This is a genomic window from Rhodococcus sp. NPDC019647, from assembly GCF_044389235.1.
GTDB classification, from domain to species: Bacteria; Actinomycetota; Actinomycetes; order Mycobacteriales; family Mycobacteriaceae; genus Rhodococcus_F; species Rhodococcus_F oxybenzonivorans.
Genome location: NZ_JBIRXS010000001.1, coordinates 877,516 through 899,621 on the forward strand (window position 1 = coordinate 877,516; position 22,106 = coordinate 899,621).

General features: G+C 67.3%; 21 protein-coding genes and 1 pseudogene. 10 read left to right on the top strand and 12 right to left on the bottom strand.

Features of this window, described 5'->3' with window-relative positions; genetic code table 11:
* The first annotated feature begins 122 nt into the window (after positions 1-122).
* The gene (locus ACH49N_RS04240) at positions 123-908 is read left to right on the top strand and encodes a GAF and ANTAR domain-containing protein (protein WP_358274097.1); all 786 of its coding nucleotides are present in this window, start codon (positions 123-125) and stop codon (positions 906-908) included.
* Positions 909-925: 17 nt separating this feature from the next.
* Here the strand turns inward: ACH49N_RS04240 and ACH49N_RS04245 are convergent, their stop codons facing one another.
* The 3 genes from ACH49N_RS04245 to ACH49N_RS04255 form a co-directional block, all read right to left on the bottom strand.
* Positions 926-1,840 (bottom strand): glycosyltransferase, encoded by a 915-nt coding sequence (locus ACH49N_RS04245; protein WP_358274099.1) that lies wholly within the window; start codon positions 1,838-1,840, stop codon positions 926-928.
* On the bottom strand, positions 1,837-2,715 hold the full coding sequence (locus tag ACH49N_RS04250; protein ID WP_358274101.1) for a glycosyltransferase family 2 protein: 879 nt from the start codon (positions 2,713-2,715) through the stop codon (positions 1,837-1,839). The genes ACH49N_RS04245 and ACH49N_RS04250 overlap by 4 nt, the downstream gene beginning before the upstream one ends.
* 69 nt (positions 2,716-2,784) lie before the next feature.
* Positions 2,785-4,437 carry a RecQ family ATP-dependent DNA helicase gene (locus ACH49N_RS04255; RefSeq protein ID WP_358274103.1) on the bottom strand — a complete coding sequence of 551 codons (1,653 nt, stop codon included), beginning with the start codon at positions 4,435-4,437 and terminating at the stop codon, positions 2,785-2,787.
* 341 nt (positions 4,438-4,778) lie between these two features.
* Here ACH49N_RS04255 and ACH49N_RS04260 point away from each other — a divergent pair, with 341 nt between their 5' ends.
* From ACH49N_RS04260 to ACH49N_RS04285, 6 genes are all read left to right on the top strand, one after another.
* Positions 4,779-5,234 carry an STAS domain-containing protein gene (locus tag ACH49N_RS04260; RefSeq protein WP_159922430.1) on the top strand — a complete coding sequence of 152 codons (456 nt, stop codon included), beginning with the start codon at positions 4,779-4,781 and terminating at the stop codon, positions 5,232-5,234.
* A complete protein-coding gene (locus tag ACH49N_RS04265; protein ID WP_159922428.1) occupies positions 5,231-6,661 on the top strand; it encodes a trehalose-6-phosphate synthase in 1,431 nt (476 codons plus the stop codon). Before ACH49N_RS04260 ends, ACH49N_RS04265 begins: the two co-directional genes overlap by 4 nt.
* Positions 6,662-6,727: 66 nt before the next feature.
* Complete coding sequence (locus ACH49N_RS04270; RefSeq protein WP_358274105.1) at positions 6,728-7,795, top strand: glycosyltransferase family 1 protein; 1,068 nt, start codon at positions 6,728-6,730, stop codon at positions 7,793-7,795.
* Positions 7,777-8,904, top strand: coding sequence for a glycosyltransferase (locus tag ACH49N_RS04275; protein ID WP_358274175.1), 1,128 nt, complete (start codon positions 7,777-7,779; stop codon positions 8,902-8,904). The genes ACH49N_RS04270 and ACH49N_RS04275 overlap by 19 nt, the downstream gene beginning before the upstream one ends.
* Positions 8,901-9,905: a glycosyltransferase gene (locus tag ACH49N_RS04280; RefSeq protein ID WP_358274107.1), complete on the top strand. Its 1,005-nt coding sequence runs from the start codon at positions 8,901-8,903 to the stop codon at positions 9,903-9,905. The genes ACH49N_RS04275 and ACH49N_RS04280 overlap by 4 nt, the downstream gene beginning before the upstream one ends.
* Positions 9,902-10,726, top strand: coding sequence for a galactosyltransferase-related protein (locus ACH49N_RS04285; protein ID WP_358274108.1), 825 nt, complete (start codon positions 9,902-9,904; stop codon positions 10,724-10,726). Before ACH49N_RS04280 ends, ACH49N_RS04285 begins: the two co-directional genes overlap by 4 nt.
* Positions 10,727-10,728: 2 nt before the next feature.
* On the opposite strand, the gene ACH49N_RS04290 is transcribed toward ACH49N_RS04285, so the two are convergent.
* The 5 genes from ACH49N_RS04290 to ACH49N_RS04310 form a co-directional block, all read right to left on the bottom strand.
* Entirely contained in the window at positions 10,729-11,511 is a 783-nt protein-coding gene (locus tag ACH49N_RS04290; RefSeq protein ID WP_358274109.1) for a GAF and ANTAR domain-containing protein, read from the bottom strand.
* Between the two features lie 148 nt (positions 11,512-11,659).
* On the bottom strand, positions 11,660-12,751 hold the full coding sequence (locus tag ACH49N_RS04295) for an FUSC family protein (RefSeq protein ID WP_358274110.1): 1,092 nt from the start codon (positions 12,749-12,751) through the stop codon (positions 11,660-11,662).
* Between the two features lie 2 nt (positions 12,752-12,753).
* Positions 12,754-13,854 carry a hypothetical protein gene (locus ACH49N_RS04300; RefSeq protein WP_358274111.1) on the bottom strand — a complete coding sequence of 367 codons (1,101 nt, stop codon included), beginning with the start codon at positions 13,852-13,854 and terminating at the stop codon, positions 12,754-12,756.
* Between the two features lie 71 nt (positions 13,855-13,925).
* On the bottom strand, positions 13,926-15,974 hold the full coding sequence (locus ACH49N_RS04305) for a CocE/NonD family hydrolase (RefSeq protein WP_358274112.1): 2,049 nt from the start codon (positions 15,972-15,974) through the stop codon (positions 13,926-13,928).
* Positions 15,975-15,990: 16 nt separating this feature from the next.
* Positions 15,991-17,286, bottom strand: a complete 1,296-nt coding sequence (locus ACH49N_RS04310) for an ATP-grasp domain-containing protein (protein ID WP_358274113.1) — start codon at positions 17,284-17,286, stop codon at positions 15,991-15,993.
* A 105-nt stretch (positions 17,287-17,391) separates the two neighbouring features.
* Between ACH49N_RS04310 and ACH49N_RS04315 the strand changes: the two genes are divergently transcribed.
* Positions 17,392-17,646 (top strand): hypothetical protein, encoded by a 255-nt coding sequence (locus tag ACH49N_RS04315; protein ID WP_159922412.1) that lies wholly within the window; start codon positions 17,392-17,394, stop codon positions 17,644-17,646.
* 11 nt (positions 17,647-17,657) lie between these two features.
* Here the strand turns inward: ACH49N_RS04315 and ACH49N_RS04320 are convergent, their stop codons facing one another.
* A complete protein-coding gene (locus ACH49N_RS04320) occupies positions 17,658-18,455 on the bottom strand; it encodes a SigB/SigF/SigG family RNA polymerase sigma factor (protein WP_358274114.1) in 798 nt (265 codons plus the stop codon).
* Positions 18,455-18,886, bottom strand: coding sequence for an ATP-binding protein (locus ACH49N_RS04325; RefSeq protein ID WP_358274115.1), 432 nt, complete (start codon positions 18,884-18,886; stop codon positions 18,455-18,457). Before ACH49N_RS04325 ends, ACH49N_RS04320 begins: the two co-directional genes overlap by 1 nt.
* A 172-nt stretch (positions 18,887-19,058) precedes the next feature.
* Here ACH49N_RS04325 and ACH49N_RS04330 point away from each other — a divergent pair.
* A pseudogene (locus ACH49N_RS04330) lies at positions 19,059-19,668 on the top strand (flavodoxin family protein).
* A gap of 26 nt (positions 19,669-19,694) precedes the next feature.
* Here the strand turns inward: ACH49N_RS04330 and ACH49N_RS04335 are convergent.
* Positions 19,695-20,342 carry a HemK2/MTQ2 family protein methyltransferase gene (locus tag ACH49N_RS04335; RefSeq protein ID WP_358274116.1) on the bottom strand — a complete coding sequence of 216 codons (648 nt, stop codon included), beginning with the start codon at positions 20,340-20,342 and terminating at the stop codon, positions 19,695-19,697.
* Between the two features lie 135 nt (positions 20,343-20,477).
* Entirely contained in the window at positions 20,478-21,104 is a 627-nt protein-coding gene (locus tag ACH49N_RS04340; RefSeq protein ID WP_358274117.1) for a class I SAM-dependent methyltransferase, read from the bottom strand.
* 83 nt (positions 21,105-21,187) lie between these two features.
* Here ACH49N_RS04340 and ACH49N_RS04345 point away from each other — a divergent pair, with 83 nt between their 5' ends.
* Positions 21,188-22,093: an amidohydrolase family protein gene (locus ACH49N_RS04345; protein WP_358274176.1), complete on the top strand. Its 906-nt coding sequence runs from the start codon at positions 21,188-21,190 to the stop codon at positions 22,091-22,093.
* Positions 22,094-22,106: the final 13 nt, after the last annotated feature.

A 22,106-nucleotide genomic window follows, 5' to 3' on the forward strand; every position in this document is an offset into this window, starting at 1 on the left:
TCGAATCGGAGGAGGCGCGGCGAGGCGGTATTATTCGGATGTTTGTTCGGTAGAGACACCTGCCATACCGCTGAAGTGGCGGCGGGTGCATGGGTACTCGCTCGCCTGAAATAGGGAGAGTAGTGCCATTGCCCGAGGATCTCGGTGCCGACGACACTCTGCGGCACCCCCGTGCCGACGTCGACACCACCGCACGTGTCGACGCAGTTGCGAGAGCGCTGGACAACCTGCAGCGCCGTCTGACCACCCCCGCGCAGCTGCAGGGTTTCCTGCAGGAACTGTGCGACTGTGTGGTGTCGACGATTGTCGAAGCGGACATGGCCGGTGTGACCCTGGTGGACGAGGATGGGCATGCCGAGACCGCGGCGTGCACCGATCGGCGCGCAGTGGACATCGACCTGAACCAGTACCGCAACGGTGAGGGCCCCTGCCTGGAGGCGGCCACCACGGGGCAGATCGTCAAGGTGCGGGTCGACGAGGTTGTCGAACGGTGGCCGGCGTTCGCGGCCGACGTGCACGACATCGGTGCTGCCAGCTACCTGTCGGCGCCGTTGCGGCTGGGTGAGGCGCACGCCGGTGCACTGAATTTGTACAGTTTCGGCAGCCATGGATTCGGCGATCTCGATGTGGCGTTGCTGAGGATCTTCACCAGTCTCGCCGAGGTGGTGGCCAGGATGACGCGTGAGGCGGCAGCAGCCCACGACGAGGTGGCCGGGTTGAAGAAGGCCATGGTCACGCGCGGTGTCATCGAGCAGGCGAAGGGAATTCTCATGGCGGCGGAGCGGATCTCGGCCGACGAGGCGTTCCGGATGCTGGTGACGAACTCGCAGCGCAGGAACGTCAAGCTGGTCACCGTGGCGCACGAGGTGGTCGAGACCGTCGCCGCCGATGATGGCGACTCCGACTGACACGGACAAGGCTCGGGTCAGCCGATGTATCGGCGCGCCTTCGACCGGGCCTGCGGTTCCTCGAGGAGCACCAGTCCGGCTTCCACGGTGTCGGGCACCACGCGCCGGTGACGCAGAACCCACGGGGTCGACCTGAGGGCCTCGAGCAGGGCAGCCGCGGTAGCGCGGTCTTTCGGGGCGCTACGCAGGATCACCAGCGAGCGGCGCGCCGCGCTTCGCACCGGACGCCGCAACCAGAGGGTCCACAGTGTGTTGCGGATACCGAGTTGCCGGCGGCGGGTGGCGTCCCGGCTCACCGAGGGCTCGTGGTGGATCACCATGTCCTCGTTCCACACCATCCACCAGCCGGCGGCGGCGAGATCGAGGGCGAGGAGTTCCTCCTCGCCGCCCAGCCACATCTTCTCGCAGAAGCCGCCGACCTGACGGAATGCCTCCACCCGGAACATCGTGAGGCCGGCCATCACGCCGAGGACAGCCGGACCCGGCAGCCACGACGGCCCGGGTACCGGTGAGTCCCGGAACTCGGGAGTGATCGGGTCCTCGACGAGGTCGGGTGCCACCAAGCACTTGCCGGTCACGGATCCGATCGTCGGATGCGCGTCGAGGACCGCGGCGCCGACGGTCAGGGCATCTGGTTGCCAGCGGGTGTCGTCGTCGCAGAACGCCACATACGGGCTCGTCACCAGCTCGACGGCCCGGTTCCGGGCGACGGCGCCGAGGTTGTCCCCCAACGCGAGGAGCCGGACCTGCGGGAATTCGCGCCGCACCATGTCGGTGGTGCCGTCACCGGAGCCGTTGTCCGCCACGATGATCGGTGCACGGTCGGGCAGGGTGGTCATGTGGGCGAGGGTTTTGCGCAGCTCGGCGCACCGGTTGTAGGTCATGACCACCACCGTGACCGGCGACGGCTTCTGCGGTTCGGCGCCGCTCACGGCCGGCTCCTCTCGAGTTCTTCGAGACGGCGTTCGAGGTGAGTGGGCACAACCCGCCGGTGTGCGACCGCGGCGGGAAGCTTGCGGATCGTGTCGAACAACGCCGGCGCCGCGGACGGTGTCCGGACCGCCGCGAACATGAGGGAGATGAGGGCACTCGCGACGGTCGGCACCGGTCGCCGCATCACGACGGTCAGGGTGTCGTTGCGGATCTCGCGGTTGCGTCGGCGGCTCGCGTTCGCGCGAACCGGGGAGGGATGGTGGTAGACGACGAGGTCCTCGACGTAGCACAGTTCCCACCCCTGCGCGGCGAGGTCGAGTGCGAGTAGCGCCTCCTCCCCCACGAACTCGAGCACGTGCGAGAAGCCCCCCACATTCTCGAATGCGGATCGTCGCACCACCGACGCGCAGGCGAGGAAACCCAGCACCGAGGGGCCGGGGGCACCGGGCCGTGTTCCGAGCGGACTGCAGGCCAAGAGGTCGTTGAGCGGGTCGTTGCGGGCCTGGGGGCCGACGAGGGTGCGGGCGGCGAGCAGCGCGACGGCGGGATGCTCGTCCAGCACCTTCTCCGCGAGGGGCAGAGCGTCAGGGTCCCACCAGGAATCGTCGTCGCAGAACGCGATGTAAGGCGTCGACGCGGCCCACACACCGTAGTTGCGAGCGGCGGCGCCCTCGTTGCGGGAGCGTGTAATCGTGGTCAGGGCCGGAATGACGCTGCGCGCCGCATCGACGACGTTCGCGGTGTCGTCGGTCGACGCGTTGTCGACGACGACGATCGGGGGTATGGGCCGAAGTTTCGACAGTTCGAGGAGGGTGCGCGAGAGGCTCGTCGCCCGGTTGCGCGTCACTATCACGACGGTCGTCTTCGAGGTCACCCAGCAGTGGTACCCGAGGGGCCGCGCACCGCAAACAGCCGGCCGAGGGAGAGGAGGTCGGTGCGCCGCTCAGCGTGACCGCAGCACACCGGACTCTTCGACGGCGGCGACGGAGAGGGTCCGGTAGCCGTGGTCGTCGAACAGGACGGTGATCCGGTCGGGTGCGGTGCTCATGACGGTTCCCGGGCCCCATTCGGAATGTTCGACCGCGGTGTCGACTGGCCAGGGTGCGTCCTGGTCGCAGGCGGCGGCCTCGCCGGTGGGCTCCGGGTGTGCGGTGGGCTCGGTCGCGCAGCATCGGTCACAGTTGCCGCAGGGCGGGTCGAAGGCCTCGCCGAAGTAGCCGAGCAGGAAGCTGCGACGGCAGTTGCGGGTGTCGGCGTACTCGCGCAGCATCTCGACACGCGACCGTGCCAGGCGTTCCTCCGCGGCGGCACGGTCGGTTGCCCGCCTCAGGGCCTCGTCGGTACCGAGGTCGCGGGCGGTGAAGCCTCTTCCTTCTGCGGCGACGGCGTCGACTTGTTCGAGCAGGTTGATCGCTGCCGTCACCTTGCGGCTCCCGGCGTCGAGTGCCGCGCGGAGGTCCTTGATTTTCGTGCGGCCACCGCTGCGGAGCAGTTCGAACACGTGGGCGAGAAAATCCTCGTCCGGTCGGTGAGACGCAAAGAACCTGCCGAGTGACAGCTCCTCGGGCCGGTAGAACAGCAGCGCCAACGCGCTCTCCCCGTCGCGGCCCGCCCGTCCGAGCTGCTGATAGTAGTTGTCGAGGGAGTCGGGAACGGAGGCGTGGACGACGAAGCGCACGTCGGGTTTGTCGATACCCATTCCGAAGGCGGAGGTCGCGGCCACGACGTCGAAGCGGCCGTCGAGGAACCGTTCGTGTACGGCTTCCCGCTCGGATTTCTTCATTCCGGCGTGGTAGGCGGCGGTCCGCAGACCGCGGGTGGACAGCTCTTCGGCATAGAATTCGGCGTCCTTGCGGGTCGCCGTGTACAGCAATCCCGGTTGCGGAAGGTCCGGTACCCGGTCGAGTACGGCGCGTTCCTTGTCCGCTCTGCTCACGTAGCGGTCCACCTCGAGGGTGATGTTGGGGCGGTCGAAGCCCGTCGCGACCACCGCGGGATCATCGAGCGCCAACCGGTCGATGATTTCCTGCCGGACCGGGGGCGGCGCCGTGGCGGTCAGCGCGAGGACGGGTGGGTGACCGAGCCTTCGCACGGTATCGGCGATGCGTAGGTAGTCGGGACGGAAATCGTGGCCCCAGGCGGCGACGCAATGCGCCTCGTCCACCACGATGAGGGAGACGTTCGCTGCCTCGAATCGGGAGATCACGTCGCTGTTCGCCAGTTGTTCGGGCGCGACGAACACGTACTCGGCCTCCTGCTTCTCGACGGCACGCCAGGTGGCCTCGAGGTCGCGTGCGGACCGTGTGGAGTTGATCGCCACCGCCCGGGGTGCGCCCGCCGAGTCGATGCCGGCGATCTGATCCTCCTGCAACGCGATCAGTGGGGAGATGACCAGAGTCGTCCCTGTGAGCAGGACGGCGGGGACCTGGTAGATCGCCGATTTACCCGCCCCGGTGGCCATGACGACGAGCGCGTCGCGGCCGGTCATCAACGCCTGCATCGCCTCGAGCTGTGCGGGGCGCAGGGTGTCCCAGCCGAATGTGTCCCGCGCCGTCGCCTGCAATCTCTCGCGTAGGTCGGATGCGCGCTCGGTCATCGTCGTCTGCCCCATGGCGGCGTGGTCGGCGGCATCGTGAGAAATCAGCCCTGGTTCCGCTTCTTCGCACGCTGACGTGCGACGACGAACAGTACGACAGCCACCAGTATCACCAGTGCAATGAGCTCCATAGCTCCCGTTTACCCGGCTTCCCGGAACCTATGCACCCCGCCGCCGTCGCGGGCAGCGTGCACACCGGGAAGGAGGTGAGGCCGGAATTGACAGGATGGGGTAACGTCAGTGTCCTGCACGGTTGAGCCCCCAGCCGCAAAGGACGGGCTGGGTTCGCACACCGTTCCCGTGCCTGTCTCCCTCGTCGCTACGACCGTGAGGAGTCCGACATGAAATCTGTTCTCAGTGCACATTCGGGACACCACGATTCTGCAGAAAACACCATGCTTTTCAGTTGGGCCGCCGAGCCCGAGCACGGCAAGCTCACCGTCGAGTGCACCCCCGGTGCAGGCGGCGTCCTGGTCGTCCGTATCTCCGGTGACATCGACGTCACCACCGTTCCTCTCTTCGGTATTCACCTGGACGAGGCGATCAACGAACGCCTGCCGTTCGTTCTGGACTTGACCCACGTTCAGTTCTTCTGCGCATCAGCACTTTCGGTGCTGGAGATCATCGCCGGCCGCGCCCGCAGGCTGGGCCTGCCCTGGGCGGTCACCGGGAACACCGCGGTCCGCCGGCCTCTGACCGCCATGAAGCTGGACACGGTGGTGCCGTATTCCACCTCCCTCGACGACGCATGCAGGCTTGTCGCAGAGGGGCTCCCTACCCACGGGATTTCGGCGTGAACGATGAAACGCCGCAGGGCACATCCGACTTCGTCGTCGTGGCGAACCGGCTCCCGGTAGATCTCGAGACACTCGACGACGGGACCACCCGGTGGAAGCGGAGCCCGGGGGGACTCGTGACGGCCCTCGAACCGATTCTCGATCGGGAGAGCGGCTCATGGGTGGGCTGGCCGGGTGTCCCCGATACCAAGGTCGAACCGATCGTGTCGGGGAAACTTCATCTGTATCCGGTCGAGCTCAGTTCGCACGAGGTGACGCGCTACTACGAGGGTTTCTCCAACGCCACCCTCTGGCCGCTCTACCATGACGTGCTGGTCGCGCCGGTGTTCGATCGTGGCTGGTGGCAGACCTATGTGGACGTCAACCGTCATTTCGCCGAGGAGACCGCGCGCACGGCGGCCGAGGGTGCGACCGTGTGGGTGCAGGACTACCAGTTGCAGCTCGTTCCGCGGCTGCTGCGCGAAATGCGTCCCGATCTGACCATCGGCTTCTTCCTGCACATCCCCTTCCCGCCCGTGGAATTGTTCATGCAGTTGCCCTGGCGCAAGGAGATCGTGCAAGGACTGCTCGGGGCAGATCTCATCGGATTCCACCTCCCCGGCGGCGCCAACAACTTCCTCTTCCTCGCCGAGCGCCTGCTCGGGCTCGACACCACCGCGGCGGGCGGCGGACTTCGCAGCGGGCTCGGTGAAGTGCGGCTGGACGATCGGGTCGTCCGGGTGGGGGCCTTCCCCATCTCCGTCGACGCCCGCCAACTCATCGACGATGCGACCGATCCTGCCGTCGTCGCGCGGGCAGCGGAGATCCGGCGCGAACTGGGAAACCCGCGGAAGGTGCTGCTCGGGGTCGACCGCCTCGACTACACCAAGGGAATCGACCTGCGCCTCGCAGCGCTCGGTGAACTCCTGGACGAGGGTCGTCTCGATCCGTCCGACACCGTGATGGTGCAACTGGCGACCCCGAGCCGCGAACGCGTCGAGCACTACATGAAGATGCGCAGCTCCATCGAGGAGCAGGTCAGCCACATCAACGGCGATCACGGTCAGATCGGCAAGCCTGTGGTGCATTACCTCTACCAGCCGGTGGACCGCCGGGAGTTGATCGCTCTCTATCTCGCCGCGGACGTCATGCTGGTGACGCCGATGCGGGACGGGATGAACCTGGTGGCGAAGGAGTACGTGGCATGCCGCACCGATCTGGGTGGTGCGCTGGTGCTCAGCGAGTTCGCCGGAGCCGCGGCCGAACTGCGCGGCGCCTATCTGGTCAACCCCCACGATCTGGACGGTGTGAAGAACACGATCCTCGAAGCCCTCGAACAGGACCCCGAGCAGGGGCGGCGTCGTATGACGAAATTGCACGAGCAGGTTGTCGAGCACGATGTGCATCGATGGGCCGAGTCGTTCCTGGGCGCGCTGACGCCACCGTGATCCGGCGCGCGCCGACAGGGCGCCGAACCATGATGCACCGCTCGCCCACGGACGAAGGAGTAATGAGTGATTCGGGTCGCCTCCGTACCGGCGTCTCATGTGTACGTTCGCCATCTGACCGATCCGGGAGGCAACGACACCGTTGTTCGACTCCCGGATCCGGTGCCGGCAGACGGACGGAAAGTTCCCGGCGGGTGGTGGCCGCCGTTGATGCTCGACCCGGAATGGATCAGCAGAAATCACCGAAGTTTCGATGTCTTCCACATTCATTTCGGTTTCGACGCCATCGAACCGGCATTGATGAAGGACATCGTGCACGAGCTGTCGTCGCGGCGGAAACCGTTGGTGTACACGGTCCACGATCTGCGTAACCCACATCATCCCGACCCCGAACCGCACCTCGAAGCTCTGGACGTGCTGGTGCCCGCCGCCACCGAGCTGGTCACCCTCACTCCCGGTGCGGCCGCGGTGATCGAGTCGAATTGGGCCCGGATACCCACCGTCCTTCCGCATCCGCACGTCGTGGAGCGGCCCCTCATCGAACGCGCTCGGCCCGCTTCGGGAGCCTTCGTCGTCGGTGTCCACGTGAAGAGTCTTCGAGCGAACATGGATCCGTTCCCGGTGCTCGACACCCTCACCCGAACCGTGTCGGCGCTGGACGGGGCGCGCCTGCAGATCGACGTCCACGACGAAATTTTCGATCCGGCCAACCATTGGTACGCCCCCGACGCCGGACCCCGGCTGCTGAGCTACGCCGAGTCGGACTGCGTCGACCTGCGAGTACACCCCTACTTCTCCGACGAAGAGTTGTGGGACTATCTGTCGTCCCTGTCGGTGTCCGTGCTGCCGTACCGGTTCGGTACCCACTCCGGCTGGCTCGAGGCCTGCTACGACCTCGGCACCGCGGTGGCCGCGCCGTCCTGCGGGTTCTATGCCCAGCAAAAACGCTGCGGTAGCTACGATTTCGATGAAAGCTCCTACGACGGCTCGTCGCTCGAGCATTGCATCGAGGGCCTCTACGAGCAGTCGAACCTGCGGGCCACCTGGGGTGAACGCGAACAGGAGCGGCGAAACCTGGCACGGGCTCATCGCGAACTCTACGAGCGGGCGCTCTCCTGGCGGGTGTTGCCGTGACGGCCGACCCGCTACGGATCGCCCTCATCGCATCGAGTCGCTACCCTATCCGCCAGCCGTTCCCCGGTGGTCTGGAATCGCACGTCTGGTATCTCGCCCGTACCCTGAGCGGCGACGGTCATCACGTCACCCTGTTCGCGGGCCCGGGTTCGGACCGCACGCTGGGCTGCGCTCACCTGCAGGTGCGGACGTTGGATGTCAGTCATGCCGCCCGACAGGATGTTTCGATGCCGTCGATGTGGTTCATGCAGGAGCATCACGCCTACCTGCAGCTGATGCTCGACCTGTCCGGCCCACTCGCCGAGTCGTTCGACGTGGTCCACAACCACAGCCTGCACTATCTGCCGGTCGCCATGGCATCCGCCGTTCCCGCACCCGTGTTGTCGACGCTGCACACCCCGCCCACACCGTGGCTGGAATCGGCGCTCGCAGTGCGTTCGGGCGCCGGGGCACATTTCGCCGCCGTGAGCAGACACACCGCGGCGGCGTGGCAGCACGCCGTCGACGACATCGAGGTGGTGCCGAACGGCGTCGATCTGGACAGCTGGCCCGAAGGTCGCGGTGGGCCGCACCTCATCTGGTTCGGCCGGCTGGTGCCGGAGAAGGGCGCCCATGTCGCGGTGGACGCCGCCCGGCGCGCCGGTTTCCCGATCGTGCTCGCGGGTCCGATCAGTGATGCCGAGTACTTCGACCGGATGATCCGGCCTCGGCTGGGACCGGAGGTCACCTATCTCGGGCATCTGGCGCAGCCCGAGCTGGCGGCGGCGATCGGCGGGGCCGCGGCGACACTGGTGACTCCCCTGTGGGACGAACCGTATGGGCTGGTGGTCGCAGAATCGTTGGCGTGCGGAACGCCTGTGGCGGCGTTCGCCCGCGGTGGGATCCCCGAGGTGCTCACCCCGGACTGCGGCAGTCTCGTCGCCGCGGGGGATGTCCAGGCCCTGGCCCGGGCGATCCCGGACGTCGTCGGGCGCTCGCGTGCGGCGGCGCGCGCCCACGCCAGGGAACGGTGCTCCGAGCGCAAGATGGTCGACACGTACGTCGGCCTGTACCGGCGACTGGCGCGGGGCCACACCCGACCCCGGGCGCAGGGGAAGGCCGCACCGTGATCGGTTACTACATTCACCACCACGGTCATGGTCACCGGATGCGGGCATCGAGTATCTCTGCGCAGTTGCAGTCGCCGGTCACCACGCTGTCGTCGGCGCCGCCACCGCCCGCGGGACGTTTCGCCGACAGTATCGCGCTGGCCCGTGACGACCGCGGCAGTGACCCCGTCAACCCCACCGCCGACGGCGCGCTGCACTGGGCGCCCACACACGACACCGGGCTGCGGACACGGATGGCCCGGATCGTGTCCTGGATCGACGCGACCCGCCCCGATCTGGTGGTGGTGGACGTATCGGTAGAGGTGGCAGCGCTCGTACGGTTGCTCGGTGTCCCGGTCGTGCTGATCGCCATGCCCGGCGAGCGCACCGACGCACCGCACCATCTCGGTTACCAACTGGCCGACCACATCATCGCCGCATGGCCGCAAAACCTGTACGACCCCCGGTGGTTGCGCGAGTTCGCCCACAAGACGACCTTCGTGGGCGGGATCAGCCGGTTCGAGGGACGCGCCGTCACCGCACCCGACCGGTCCGTGCAGACCCGCATCCTCGTACTCAGCGGGGCGGGCGGAACGTCCCTGACGATGGACGACATCCGGCATTGCGCACACGAGCACCGCAACTACCGGTGGCAGGCGCTCGGCATTCCTGGGGCGCCGTGGGCCGAGGACCCGTGGCAGCACCTGTGCGGCTGCGACGTGGTCGTCTCGCATGCCGGGCAGAACGCGGTGGCCGACATCGCCGTGGCGCGTCGTCCGGCGATCATCATCGGTCAGCCACGACCGTTCGACGAGCAGGTGGAGACGGCACGCGCGCTCGGGAACGCGGGACTCGCCGTGTCGATACCCCGATGGCCGGAGACGTCGCAGTGGCCGCAGCTCGTCGACCGTGCGCTCGCACTGGGCGGCGAGCGATGGGTCCGCTGGCAGACGTCCGGTGCGGCGGCCCGCGCCGCCGCGGTCATCGACAGTGTGGCCAAGCGGGCGGGGGGACTGCGATGAAGACGGCGGTCGTGACGATCGCCGCCCGGCGCGAGCACCACCTCCGGCAGCATCTGCGTTCCGTCGGGCAGATGACGGAGCGGGTGGGCGATCACGTGGTGGTCGCGATCGGCGACCGCAAAACCACCGAGGTGGTGTCCGAGGTCGGCGGCGCCCGCGGTGTGTGGTGCGAACACGACGGCGGTCCCCTCCCCCTGGCGGCTGCCCGCAATCTCGGCGCCGATGCTGCCCTGGCGGCCGGCGCCGACCTGATCGTCTTCCTCGACGTCGACTGTCTCGCCGGCCCGGCGCTGCTGCGGCGATATCGGGTGGCCGCCGACCATCCGCGAAACCACTCCACCCTGCTGTGCGGGCCGGTCACCTACCTCCCGCCGCCCGGGCCGGGTGGCTACGACCTGGACCGCCTCGCCGAGCTGCGGAATCCGCATCCCGCCCGTCCCGCCCCCGAGGACGGGACCGTCCTGACCGGGACCGACTTCACCCTCTTCTGGTCTCTGTCGTTCGCAGTGAGCCGCGAGACCTGGCACCGCATCGGCGGTTTCTGCACCGAATACCGCGGATACGGAGGTGAGGACACCGACTTCGCGTGTTCCGCGGCCGAGGCCGGGATCGGTCTGCGGTGGGTCGGCGGCGCAGACGCGTTCCACCAGCACCATCCGGTGTCCGATCCGCCCGTCGAGCACCTGGGCGACATCCTCGCCAACGCTCACCTGTTTCACCGCAGGTGGGGATGGTGGCCGATGCGGGGATGGCTCGAGGCGTTCGAGGCCCTCGGCTTGATCGACTACGACGCGGCGAAGTTGCGGTGGGTGCCGCGGTGATCTCACTCGGCGGGAGTGGTCACCGATTCGACGATGCGACGCGCCACCTCGGCCAGCTTGAGATGCTCCTGCTGGGACTGCACGACGAGGATCTCGAAGGCCTGATCGGCGGACACACCTCGTAGGGCCATCACGATGCCTTTGGCCTGCTCGATGACGGCACGGGTTTCCATCGCCTTGGTCAGGCCCGATATCTCGTTCCTGGCCTGTGTCACGCTGTTCGCGCTCCTGAGGAGCCCCTCGATCGCCGTGGTGTACACGAGTAGGACGACGGCGTCGAAGTCGCTGAAACCGTGGTCTTCGCGCCCGTAGAGGTCGAGGGTGCCGGCGACGCTCTCGTCGACCGTGAGGGCTGCCGACAGGACACTGCGCATCCCGGCCTGCTCGAGCTCCTCGGCCAGGGTGGGTGCCTGCACGGCCGCGTCGACGAGCCGCAACCGCAGAACCTTCCTCGCCGCCGCGGTGGGGGCACCGTCCGCCGGAGCGGACGGTCGGTGCTGTACCAGGTGCCGGGGGTCGACGGCGCGCACCGCGTCGTCGGTCGAGGCGACGGTCACCACCTCGCCGTCCCGCACGAGAGAAATCCCCGCCAGGTCGGCGTCGGGGATCGCGTCGACCACCTGCTCGCACACCCGCCGGAGGAGGACGTCCATCTCCACCTCGGATCCGCAGTTCCTGTTGAACTCGTCGAGTGCGACTGCCAGGGAACCTAATTGGGCCGCTACCGTGGCACCGTCGAGAGCAGGAGGCATCGACCCGGGGAAGTCACCAGCAGTCTCGACCATTCTCGGATACACCTCAAATTCCGGGTGTAACCGAACGGACACCCACTGAACGAACGCAGCAGCTGTCTCTACCGTCGAGATGACTTTACTCGACCGCGGATGTCCTCCTGCCCACCGATACCCGCAGCCGGGACGCCGCCCACACCGGTCAGCGAACCCGCTGGTCGTCCCCGCCGGCGAGCGAGTTCAACGCCGGTGCGCACGGCCGCAGGAGGCTTCCGGCGCTCATCGAGGAACCCGTGGTCTGACTGTCGTGCCGGGCGACCACTTCCTCGAAACGGCGCAAGCGTTGCCGAGCGGTGCGCACGGCGGCGGCCCGGTCGCGATGTTCGGCGTCGACACCGAAGGACGTCCGGATCACCTCGGCGAGGGCCTGCACGAACTCAGCCGCCGCCGTACCGATCGGCGGCGGCAGAGGGTCGAACGGCGGGTGCGGGTCGATGGTCAGTTCTGCGGCGCGCAGAATCTCGGCACATTGGGGCCACGCCTCGGACAGGGCGACCACGGCGCTGCCCCACCGCTCCTTGGCGGCGAGCGCCGGGGAGGCGGCCGACCGGAGGTTGCCGCGGGCGCTCTCCTCGGTCCAAGCCACCGCCTCGAGCGCCTCGTCGAGTTGCGAGCGGACCTGCGCCGACCGCTCGTTCCACTCAGCTGCCCGGCCGCTGGCCCCGCCCTTCAGCTCATCCGGCACCTCGGCCAGCAGATTCGCGGCGGTCACCCCCACCCCGGTCACCGCGCGCTGCGACCGCTTCACATACAGCGGCGGCAGGAACAGGGCGTTCACCGCGACCCCGGTTGCCGCGCCGAGGGCGATCTCCACGATGCGGAAGCCGAGCACATCCGGGTCCTCGGCGGCGCCGTACGTCACCATGAGCAGTGCCGTCACGGCCACCCAGATGCCGCTCGAACCCAGTCGGCGCCAGCGCCCGAGGAGCAGGCCCACCAGAACCGCGATCCCGACCCCGACGGTGATCGAGTCGACGAGGGCTCCCACGGCGGCGGCCAGCACCACCCCGAGGGACACGGCGGCGAGCTGTTCGGCCGCCACCCGCAGCGAGCGGGACACCGTCGCCTCGATCATGAACACCGCCGCGTACGGCGCCAGGAACGGCTGAGGCAGCGCGAACACCATGGCTGCCAGCACCCATGCCAGGACGGCGGCCGTGGCCGCTTTGACCGCCTGGATCAGGACGGTGCCGCGATCGGCGTCCGACGTCCACGTGCGAAGGCGGCGGAACACCCTCACGTGTAGCGGAGCAGGGCCGCGCAACCGTCCGCGGGCGTGAGCCGCTCGTCGGTCCGGATCAGGGTTGCACCGGTAGCGATGGCGGCGAAGGGTAGCGCTTCGTCCGCCCGCCGCGTGACTTCCACGGTCGAGCCCATTTCGGACAGCTGGTCGGCGTTGGTGGCGACCCAGGTCGGGGTGTCCCCGACCAGCACGGTGCGGTTCTCGAGATCGCCGATGAGGAGCGTCTCGACCTGTCCGGCGCGCAGCGCCGCCGTGACCGCATCGAGTCCCTCGGCGGCAAGGCCCGACGCTCGGCCGCTTTCGGCCCGCACCCGGTCGGCGGCGTCGTCGATCACCGCCAGCCGGCGGCGCGCCAGTTCCTGGTCGATGGCACGGTGCACGTCCACCGTGCCCGCGCCGGCGGACCGAGAACCCGATTCCAGGGCCACCGCGGCCGCTCGGGAGCGTTCGGGCAGGGTGGCCAGCAACTGAGTGCGCGATTGCACCTCCCCGATTACGAAGATCGGCTCCGTGTGATGTTTGTCGGCGAGAACGGTCAACCGATCGGCCACGGTGGAGTGGGTCCGCCGCGCGGCCTCTTCTTCCGGCGGCTGCGGATCCCCGGAACGGCGGGTGTCGGCCCCGGCGGCCGCCTGCGCCGGCTCGTCGGCGCCGGACACCTTCTCCGACAACACGGCTCGCCCCTGCGTGTCGTACACCGACAGATCGGCACCCTCCTGATCGACGGCGACGACGAGGTAGGGCGATCCGGTGGCTCCGTGTTCGACGATCGGCACGAGGTACGGCAGATCGGAATACCGGGCCATCGTCGCGGCAGGGGGCCGCAGGAGGTGTTCGTCGAGGTAGACCCGGGTGGCGTCGGCGACCAGTCCGCGGCCGCTGCGACCCACCGCCGGGGAGGCGGTGAGGACGGCCTCCTCGAGGGTGTCGAGCACCGGGTCGGGCGCCCCGTCACCGCGAAGTTGCTCGCGCAGGCCCCGCCATCTCAGCTCGAGCTGTTTGGCGGCGTCCTCGGTGTCGTGCGAGTCCTCGAAGTAGACCGAGGCAAAGGGTCCCTCCGCGGAGATCAGGGGGTGGAAACGTTCGGCGTGCACAGTCTTCTCCAATCCACGTGTACGACAGTTCTCGTGTGCCCGGCATCCGGTCTGCGAAACCGGCTCCGCCGTCACACCAGCTGACGCGGTATCCGTCGGTGCCAGTTCTGCGAATAGACCCGTCGGTCCCCTTGTGCGGCATCGAGTTCGAACGCGTCCAGGTCCGCGGTGATCACGAAATCCGTGGCCGTCGACGTCAGGACCGTGCGGGTGCGGACCTCGGTCCGCCAGTCGTCCCGCTCGTATCGGCGCACGGTCTGCGTTTCGCCGCGCGCCGAATTGACATCGTTGCCGCGGAAACTGAACCACTCCCGCGTCGCCCTGCTGACGACGGTCCCGATCTCGTCGATGCGGAACGAGCCCTGGTCGTCGACGATCTCGAGCGTGGAGGTGCCGCTCTCGAGATCGCGAATGGTGCGCCAGTGGTGCTCCCCCTGGCGAAGCCGGGTCACCGCCAGCTTTTCGGCGGCCCGGGGTTCACCGAGGTCGCGCAACCGGGCGTCGTCCTCGTCGCGGGGCGGGCGGACGGGCAGGACGAGGGTTCCGCCCGTGGAAACCGTCAAGGTCACCGGTTCGGGTGGGGGCCATGCCAACGGAAAATACGAGGTGGACAGTGACAGCCGCACGCGATGGCCGGCCGGGAAAACCTGGGCTGCGCCGTTGAGCGGCAACCGGATCCGGTAGTTCCGTCCCGGCGTGAGGGCGGCGGGATGTTCGCTGCCGTCCCGGTGCGTGAGGTTGAGGACACCGTAGGTGACGCGGGTGGCCTCGCCGTTCGGGGCCACATCGGACAGGCGGGCGGCGAGCATGGCGACGGGGGTATCGGACGACACCTCGAGTTCGACTTCCGGTAGCCCGAGAATTTCGAGCGGCTCGTCGAGCGATTCGGTTTCGAAAACCAGTGCGCCGCCGTCCTCTTCACGCTGATCCGACGGCAGATCGGGGGTGGCCGCGTAGGACGCCCACTTGCCGGCGAACATGCCCACGCTCATCGGCGATTGGAGGAAGAGCGGGCGGGGTTCGTCGTCCTCCTGGGCGGCCGCACCGGTTTCGGTGAGGATGTGCCGGCCGAAGGTGTACCGGCGCTGCTCGACGTGGGGCGACGGCCAGGACGGTTCGGCAACCCACCGGCCCGGCCGCTGCGCGTAGGAAGGATTCGGTTCCACGCTGTTCTGCATCCATGCCCGCACCATCGGTTCGTCCATGACACCGTTGTCGATTCCCTTGAGCCAGTGATCCCACCAGCGGACCACCTCGGCGAGGAAGTCGATCGCCGGACCGGGCACACCGAGGTGCGGGTATTTGTGGCCCCACGGCCCGATCAGGCCCTTGCGCGGGACGTCGAGATGCTCCATCAGGCGGAAGATCGCGTTGGTGTATCCGTCCGCCCATCCCCCGACCGCCAGAACCGGGCAGCGCACAGCGCTGTAGTCCTCGTTGACGGAGGCACGTTTCCAGTAGTCGTCCCGATGCTGATGCTCGAGCCAGTTCTCGATCCACAATCCACTGCCCCGGAGCCGTTCCAACCACATTTCCCGCCAGCTGTCTCCGACGATCGCCGGATCCGGTGGCAGGCTGTTGAAGGCGAACATCACGGTGGCCTCGGACAGGTTGTCCGAGAGCAGGCACCCGCCCATGTAATGCATGTTGTCGACGTAGAGATCCTCGGTGGCCGAGGCGCTGATGATCGCCTTGAGGGCGGGTGGGCGCTGCGAGGCGACCTGCAGGCTGTTGAAACCGCCCCAGGAGATGCCCATCATCCCCACGTTCCCGTCGCACCACGGCTGCCGGGCCAGCCATGCGATCACCTCGCAGGCGTCGTCGTGCTCGGCGGGAAGGTACTCGTCCTGCAGGACGCCGTCGGAGTCGCCGCTGCCGCGCATGTCGACGCGCAAACAGGCGTAACCGTGACCGGCGATATAGGGGTGGTTCAGGGCGTCCCGCCCGCGGGTGGAATCACGTTTGCGGTATGGCAGGTATTCGAGCACCGCCGGGACCGGATCAGTGTCCGCATCGACCGGCAACCACATCCGGGCGGCGAGCCGGGCTCCGTCCGGCATGGTGATGAAGGTGTTCTCGATGGCGCGGACCTCGCGGGGGAACGCGGTGACCGTCTGCATGAAAAGGACCGTCCTCTCAGTGCTGGTTCGGGACCGGCTCGAACTCGAATGGCAGTTCCGCCAGCGCGCGGTCGACGTGCTTTTCCAACTGGGCGATGTCGTCGGCGCCGATGTACATGGTCCCGAGCACATAGCGGTAGGCGTCCTGGTTCGGCAGGTCGGCGAGGCGGTCGCCGGGCCGGACATCGATGAGGACTTTCGTCTCGGGCACCGCCTTCTGCACGCGGGCAATGTCCTCATTGCTCGGCACCCTCGTCACGATGCCGTCCTCGTAGTGCGGGATGATGCATTTCGCCGCCACGCCGAATGTGCCGTGCCGCCGCTGCATGCGCGGTGGTGTGCCGAGCGCGATGTCGATCGCCACCTCGTGGTTCGACATGCCGTCCACCTTGGCGAACAGGTCACTGTGCGACTGCGAGATGCGGGTGTTCACCTCGATCAGCCAGAGTTTGTCCTCCTTCTCGTCCCACATGAATTCGGAGTTGAAGCAGCCGTTGTCGAATCCGACGTGCCGCAGGTACCGCTCGGTGATGTCGATCATCCGTTGCTGCACCTCGGGCGGCACCGTGCTCGCCGGATAGTCCAGCCGGTCGAAACTGTGCCCCGTGGCGTCCTTGTGCATGTCGAAGACCCCGTGCACCGAGAACTCGCCGTTGAACATCGTGCCCTCGGGGGCGGCCTGGATTCCGGTGATCACCTGCTCGGCGAGACACGTCGTGCCCGACACTCCCCGTACCGCCTCGGGGAGGTCGACGCGCCGGAGCGCTTCATCGAACGCATGCCCCACCAGGCCGATCCTCTCGCGAATCTCTGCGATTGCCTCATGGAAGGCGGCCGCATCACCGATCTCGAACCCGAGTTGGGAGGAATGCGACTTCACCGGTTTCACCCAGAACGGGAACTCGAGCCCGATGGAATCGAGGGCGTGGTCGTCGAACGGGTCGAAGGAGGCGAACCGGGGCACCGTGTCGGGTACGGATTCTTCCTGGGCGAGCCGGCTCCAGTACTTGTGCTCGCAGGCGAGCACACTGCGCAGGGGCGGCGCGGGAATGCCTCGCTCGGCGGCCAGGATGGGTGCCAGAACGCTGGTGGGAAAGTCCCAGTGGGCGATGATTGCGTCAACGGTTCCGGGAAACGCGTCGAGTTCCTCGCGGCACCTGGTGAGGAGATCCTCGAACACGTACTCGTCCGGGGCGACAAGTGTGTGGTAGTCGAGCAAGCCGTGGAATCGATAACTTGCCGCGTCACGGACGGTGCTGAGTTCTTCGCGTTGCAGGTCGGTAAGGCCGAGAATAAAAATGTTCTTACCCATACGTTGCAGCGTTCCCGCATCCACTTCCGGGGAAACGGAGATTCGTCGCCCAAGCCTCTGGGTACGCAGGAGGCGGGATCGATTGTCAACGGAGGAAGGCAACTGATGAACACCCACGTGACGGTGAAACTCTTACGCGAACTGCTCGACTCGTCACTGCCCGACGCGACTCTGATTCTCGTCGACGGGACTCCTCGGGTGGTCGGCTCCGCGGACCTCGAGGACGAGGCGCAGCCTTTCGTCATCGTCACGCGGGACGACCTGCGCGATCGGCTTCCGAAAGACAGGGACTACGGCGACAGTGACCTCGAATTCCATGCCGCCGAGCTCGAATCGACGGTGGCGTCGCTCGGCGGGTGAACGGCCACTGCTCAGCCGTCTCCCAGCTGCTCCCGCAGCCCGGCGAGAGTCCTGGCCAGGATCCGGGACACCTGCATCTGGGAGACGCCGACCCGCTGCGCGATTTCGGTCTGTGTCATCGAGCCGAAGAACCGCAACATCAGCACACGACGCTCGAGTGGAGGTAGCTTCTCGAGGGCCGGCCGCACCGCCGCATGACTTTCCACATTCGCCAACTCGGGGTCCTCCTCGCCGAGTGTCTCGGCGAGCGGAAGGTCATCGGGATCGTCGCCCATGGTCGCATCCATCGACAAGGTTTGATACGCGTTCTTCGCGAGCAGCCCCTCCGACACCTCGCGGACGTCGAGGTCCAGTTCCGCCGCGATTTCGCTGGCAGACGGGGAACGACCCAGATCCTGGGACAGTTCGTCGACCGCTTTGGTGATCAGTGCATGCATCTCCTGCATTCGCCGGGGCACACGCATCGACCATCCGACATCGCGGAAGTAGCGCCGCACCTCCCCCATGATCGTGGGCACGGCGTAGGAGACGAAGTCGTAGCCGCGGTCCGGATCGAAACGGTCGACCGCTTTCACCAATCCGAGGCGCGCCACCTGCAACAGATCCTCGTGCGCCTCACCGCGGCCACCGAACCGGCGGGCAATGTGCTCGGCCAGCGGCAGGCACCGGGTGATGACATCGTCGCGCAGCACCGACGCCTCGGCGGACGAACTCTCGAGCGCCCCGAGGCGCGCAAGGGTCGGCGCCACGTCCTTGTAGTCATCTCTGCCGGGACGGCGCCGCTCGCTGCGTTCCGACACGGGCGACACTAGAGGGTGCCCCGGTGTTTGACGAGGTCGACGGTGACGCCTCGCACACCGATCGCGTCGTCACGGGGGCCCTCGGTCACCGACACCGTATCCATCAACGTTTCCAGGACGTGCCAGCCGAAGCTCTCGCGGTTGGGCACACCCGCCCGGGTGAGGAACCCACCGATGGTGACGTGCAAAGCGTTCTCCGCTACCGCGAAGGAGCAGGTCAACTCCGAACTCGGCTGCGCTGCCGCGATCAGTTCCGAGCACACCTCGTCGACCGCGAGCTTGACATCGGCCACGTCGTCCAGGGTGAAGTCACCGAGGACGGCGAGGGTCTCTGCAACCGCACGCACCACGGGCAACTGTTCGAACTCCGCCGCTACACGAAGCACCACGGGCACACTCGATCTCGTTTTCATCTGCGTAACCTCGTCGACCTCGGCCATCTGCACTCCACGTCTGTCGTCGGTATCTTCGACTTCCGGCAGCGTACCCAGGGAGTGCACTACTCAACCGACCGACAGCCCCAGCGAGCACGCGGGCAGCGGAACCGACCGGTAGGAATTCGGGCGACCGGGGAGGTGCGTACCCCGGCGGGGGCCCGGGTACTTCGCTGTCATGACTCCTCTTACCGCACTCGCCCTCACCTGTTCGCTGAAACCCTCTCCGGCACCCTCGAGTAGTGAACTGATGGCCGAGCAGGTCCTCGCCGAGCTGGGCAAGCATGGGGTGACCGGGGACACCGTGCGACTGGTCGATCTCGACATCCGCCCGGGAGTCGGCACCGACATGGGAAACGGCGATCAGTGGCCGGATGTCCGCACACGCATCCTCGAATCCGACATCCTTCTCGTGTCGACACCGACGTGGCTCGGCCATGTCGAGCGTGGCAAAACGGGCGCTCGAGCGGCTGGACGCGGAACTGTCCGAGACCGATGAGCAGCAGCGTCCCATCCTGTTCGACAAAGTCGCGATCGCGGCCGTCGTCGGCAACGAGGACGGGGCCCACGCGATTGTCGCCGACCTGTTCCAGGCCCTCAACGACTGTGGTTTCACTATTCCCGCACAGGGCTGCACGTACTGGAATGGTGAGGCGATGACACCCGGTGACTACAACGACCTCGACGAGGTGCCGGAGGCGGTGGCGTCGACCACCGCGACCTTGGCGCGCAATGCGGCGCACCTGGCGCGTGCCTTGAAAGCCGAGCCGTACCTTCCGGGAGACTGAACGGCCGGCGCCGACGTCGTGTGCGGCTACCGCACGGCCCGGATGATCACCAGTTCTTCGGTGCGCTGCCCGGGCGCGATGAGGCCCCTGGATTCGAACAGGGCCCGCCGCGCGGCGAGGACTGGGCCGAATGGGATCTCGGTGCGGGCCACCACGTCGACGGACAGGCCCTGCTCCTCGAGCATCGTCTGGGTCTTTTCCACCCCGCTCAATGCGGATTGTGCGAGCAGCAGTGTTCCGCGCTCGCCGAGAACTTCGGGTGCCTCGACGCAGATCCGGTCGAGAAGTGCCCGCCCGTCCTTGCCCGCATCCCAGGCCCGGGCGATCCCGGTGTCGGGCAGCTCGTCGTCGGCCGCCGGCACATAGGGCGGGTTGGACACCACGAGGTCGAACCGTTTGCCGCGCACCCCTGCAACGAGGTCGCTACGCAGCACCCGAATGTGGTGGCCACGCAGCCGCGCGTTGGTCCATGCGGTGACCAGTGCCCGGCGCGAGACGTCGACCGCCGTCACGGAGTGGGCACCGGCCTGCGCCGCGCGCAGTGCCAGTACGCCCGTGCCGGTACACAAGTCGAGAACGCTTCTCCCCGGCGCGAGCCCGTGACGGTCGAGAACGTCGGCGAGAAGCCAGGTATCTTCCTGCGGCGGATACACCCCGGGAATGCGCAGCAACATCGTCGACTCCTCATCATGCACCGACAGCGATCCGCGTCGACCGCCACACTCGACAATACGGAGGTCCCTGTCCATTGCGAGGGACACGCCGCCGAAGGGCTTGTGATGTAACCGCGGGCGGGCCGGGGACGTCCATCACCGGGCGCTTCGCCTGCGCGCGGTGATTGCCCCATGCGGCCTGTGGCCACTCCCCGTGCGTGTATGTGCCTCGAGCACCTCGAAGCCGGCCTCGAGCAACACCTCGCTGAGTTCGGCAACCGGCCATCGGTGGGCCGTCGTGACGGCATGGTCGAAGGTCCCCACGGTCGCTCCTTCGGCGAAGCCCACCAACAACCCCCCACCCGGCTGAAGGACGCGCGCGAACTCCGCGAGCGGAGTCCGGATCTCGTGCGGATGGTGGTGGATTAGCGAGTACCAGGACAACACACCACCCAGTGATCCTGTTGCGGCGTCCAGCGCCTCGAAGCCGCCGACGTCGAACACGAGGTGCGGATACTGCGTGCGAGCTCGTTTCACGAACTCGGGCACCAGGTCGATCCCCCTCGCCTCCAGTCCGCACTCGGCCAGGAAGTCCGTCCACTGTCCGGGACCACATCCAGCGTCGAGCACCGGACCGGTGAGAGTGGTGGCCCAGGCACTCACCAGAGCACGATCGGACGGGTGCGCCGAGGCCATGGAGCCGAAGAGATCGACGTATTCCCGGGATCGGGCCGAGTAGGACGCTCGGACGGTATCGACTCGTTGCGCGCTCGTGTTCTCCATGCCCACGATCATCGTCGATGGGGTGCACTGTGCCGAACCCCGCCAGGCCGAAATCGCGCACCCACCCGCCGAAGTGAAATACGCTGTCTGAGGTGGACGTTGTCGATGCTCATCACCATTTCATCAACCTGCCCGACTTCGAGTACCCATGGATCGACAGTCGCCCGCCCGCGCTGACCGCTTTGCTGCCGAACTACTATGACGCTGCGCGCCCGTATCTGCCGCGCGACTATCGGGCAGAGGTTGCCGGGACGCCCATCACGGCCTCGGTCGCATGTGAATTCGGGGCAGCAGACGGTGTCGCGGAAGCTGTGTGGGTTCAGCACTGCGCCGACCACTTCGGCATTCCATCCGCCTTCATCGCGGCCGTGCGGCTCGATTCACCTGAACTGGTCGATGCCCTCGCGCGGTATCGGGATCTCCCCGTGGTCCGGGCGGTGCGCCAGCCGCTGTACTGGGCGGCCGACCCCGCCAAGCGGCTGGGCGATTCCGGTACCTACCTGTCGGACTCGGCTTGGCTGCGCGGCTTCGAGCAGGTCGCCGATGCGGGACTGGTCTGGGATCTTCTGGTTTATGACGAGCAGCTACCCGCGACACACGAACTCATTGCTGCCTTTCCCGACACCACCTTCGTGTTGGAGGCGGCCGGTTGGCCGGTCGAGCTCACCGCCGAGGGCTTTTCCCGGTGGGAAGAACGCCTCACGGCGGTGAGTCAGTTTCCGAACGTCGTCCTCAAGTTGCAGGGAATCGCCCTCATATTCGGAACATCTCTCGATGCCATCGGAAAATGGGTACGGACGGCGCTGAGCATCTTCGGTGCCCGGCGATGCATGTTCGCCTCTCATTATCCGATCGACCACCTGCTGTGGGACAGCCGAACGATGGTATCCACCGTCCAGGCGGCCCTCGGCGAGGTGTCGGCGACAGAGCAAGCGCTGTTCTTCGGCGACACCGCCCGGTGGGTGTATCGCCTGCCGGCCGGCAGTTGATGTCGAGCCCCCG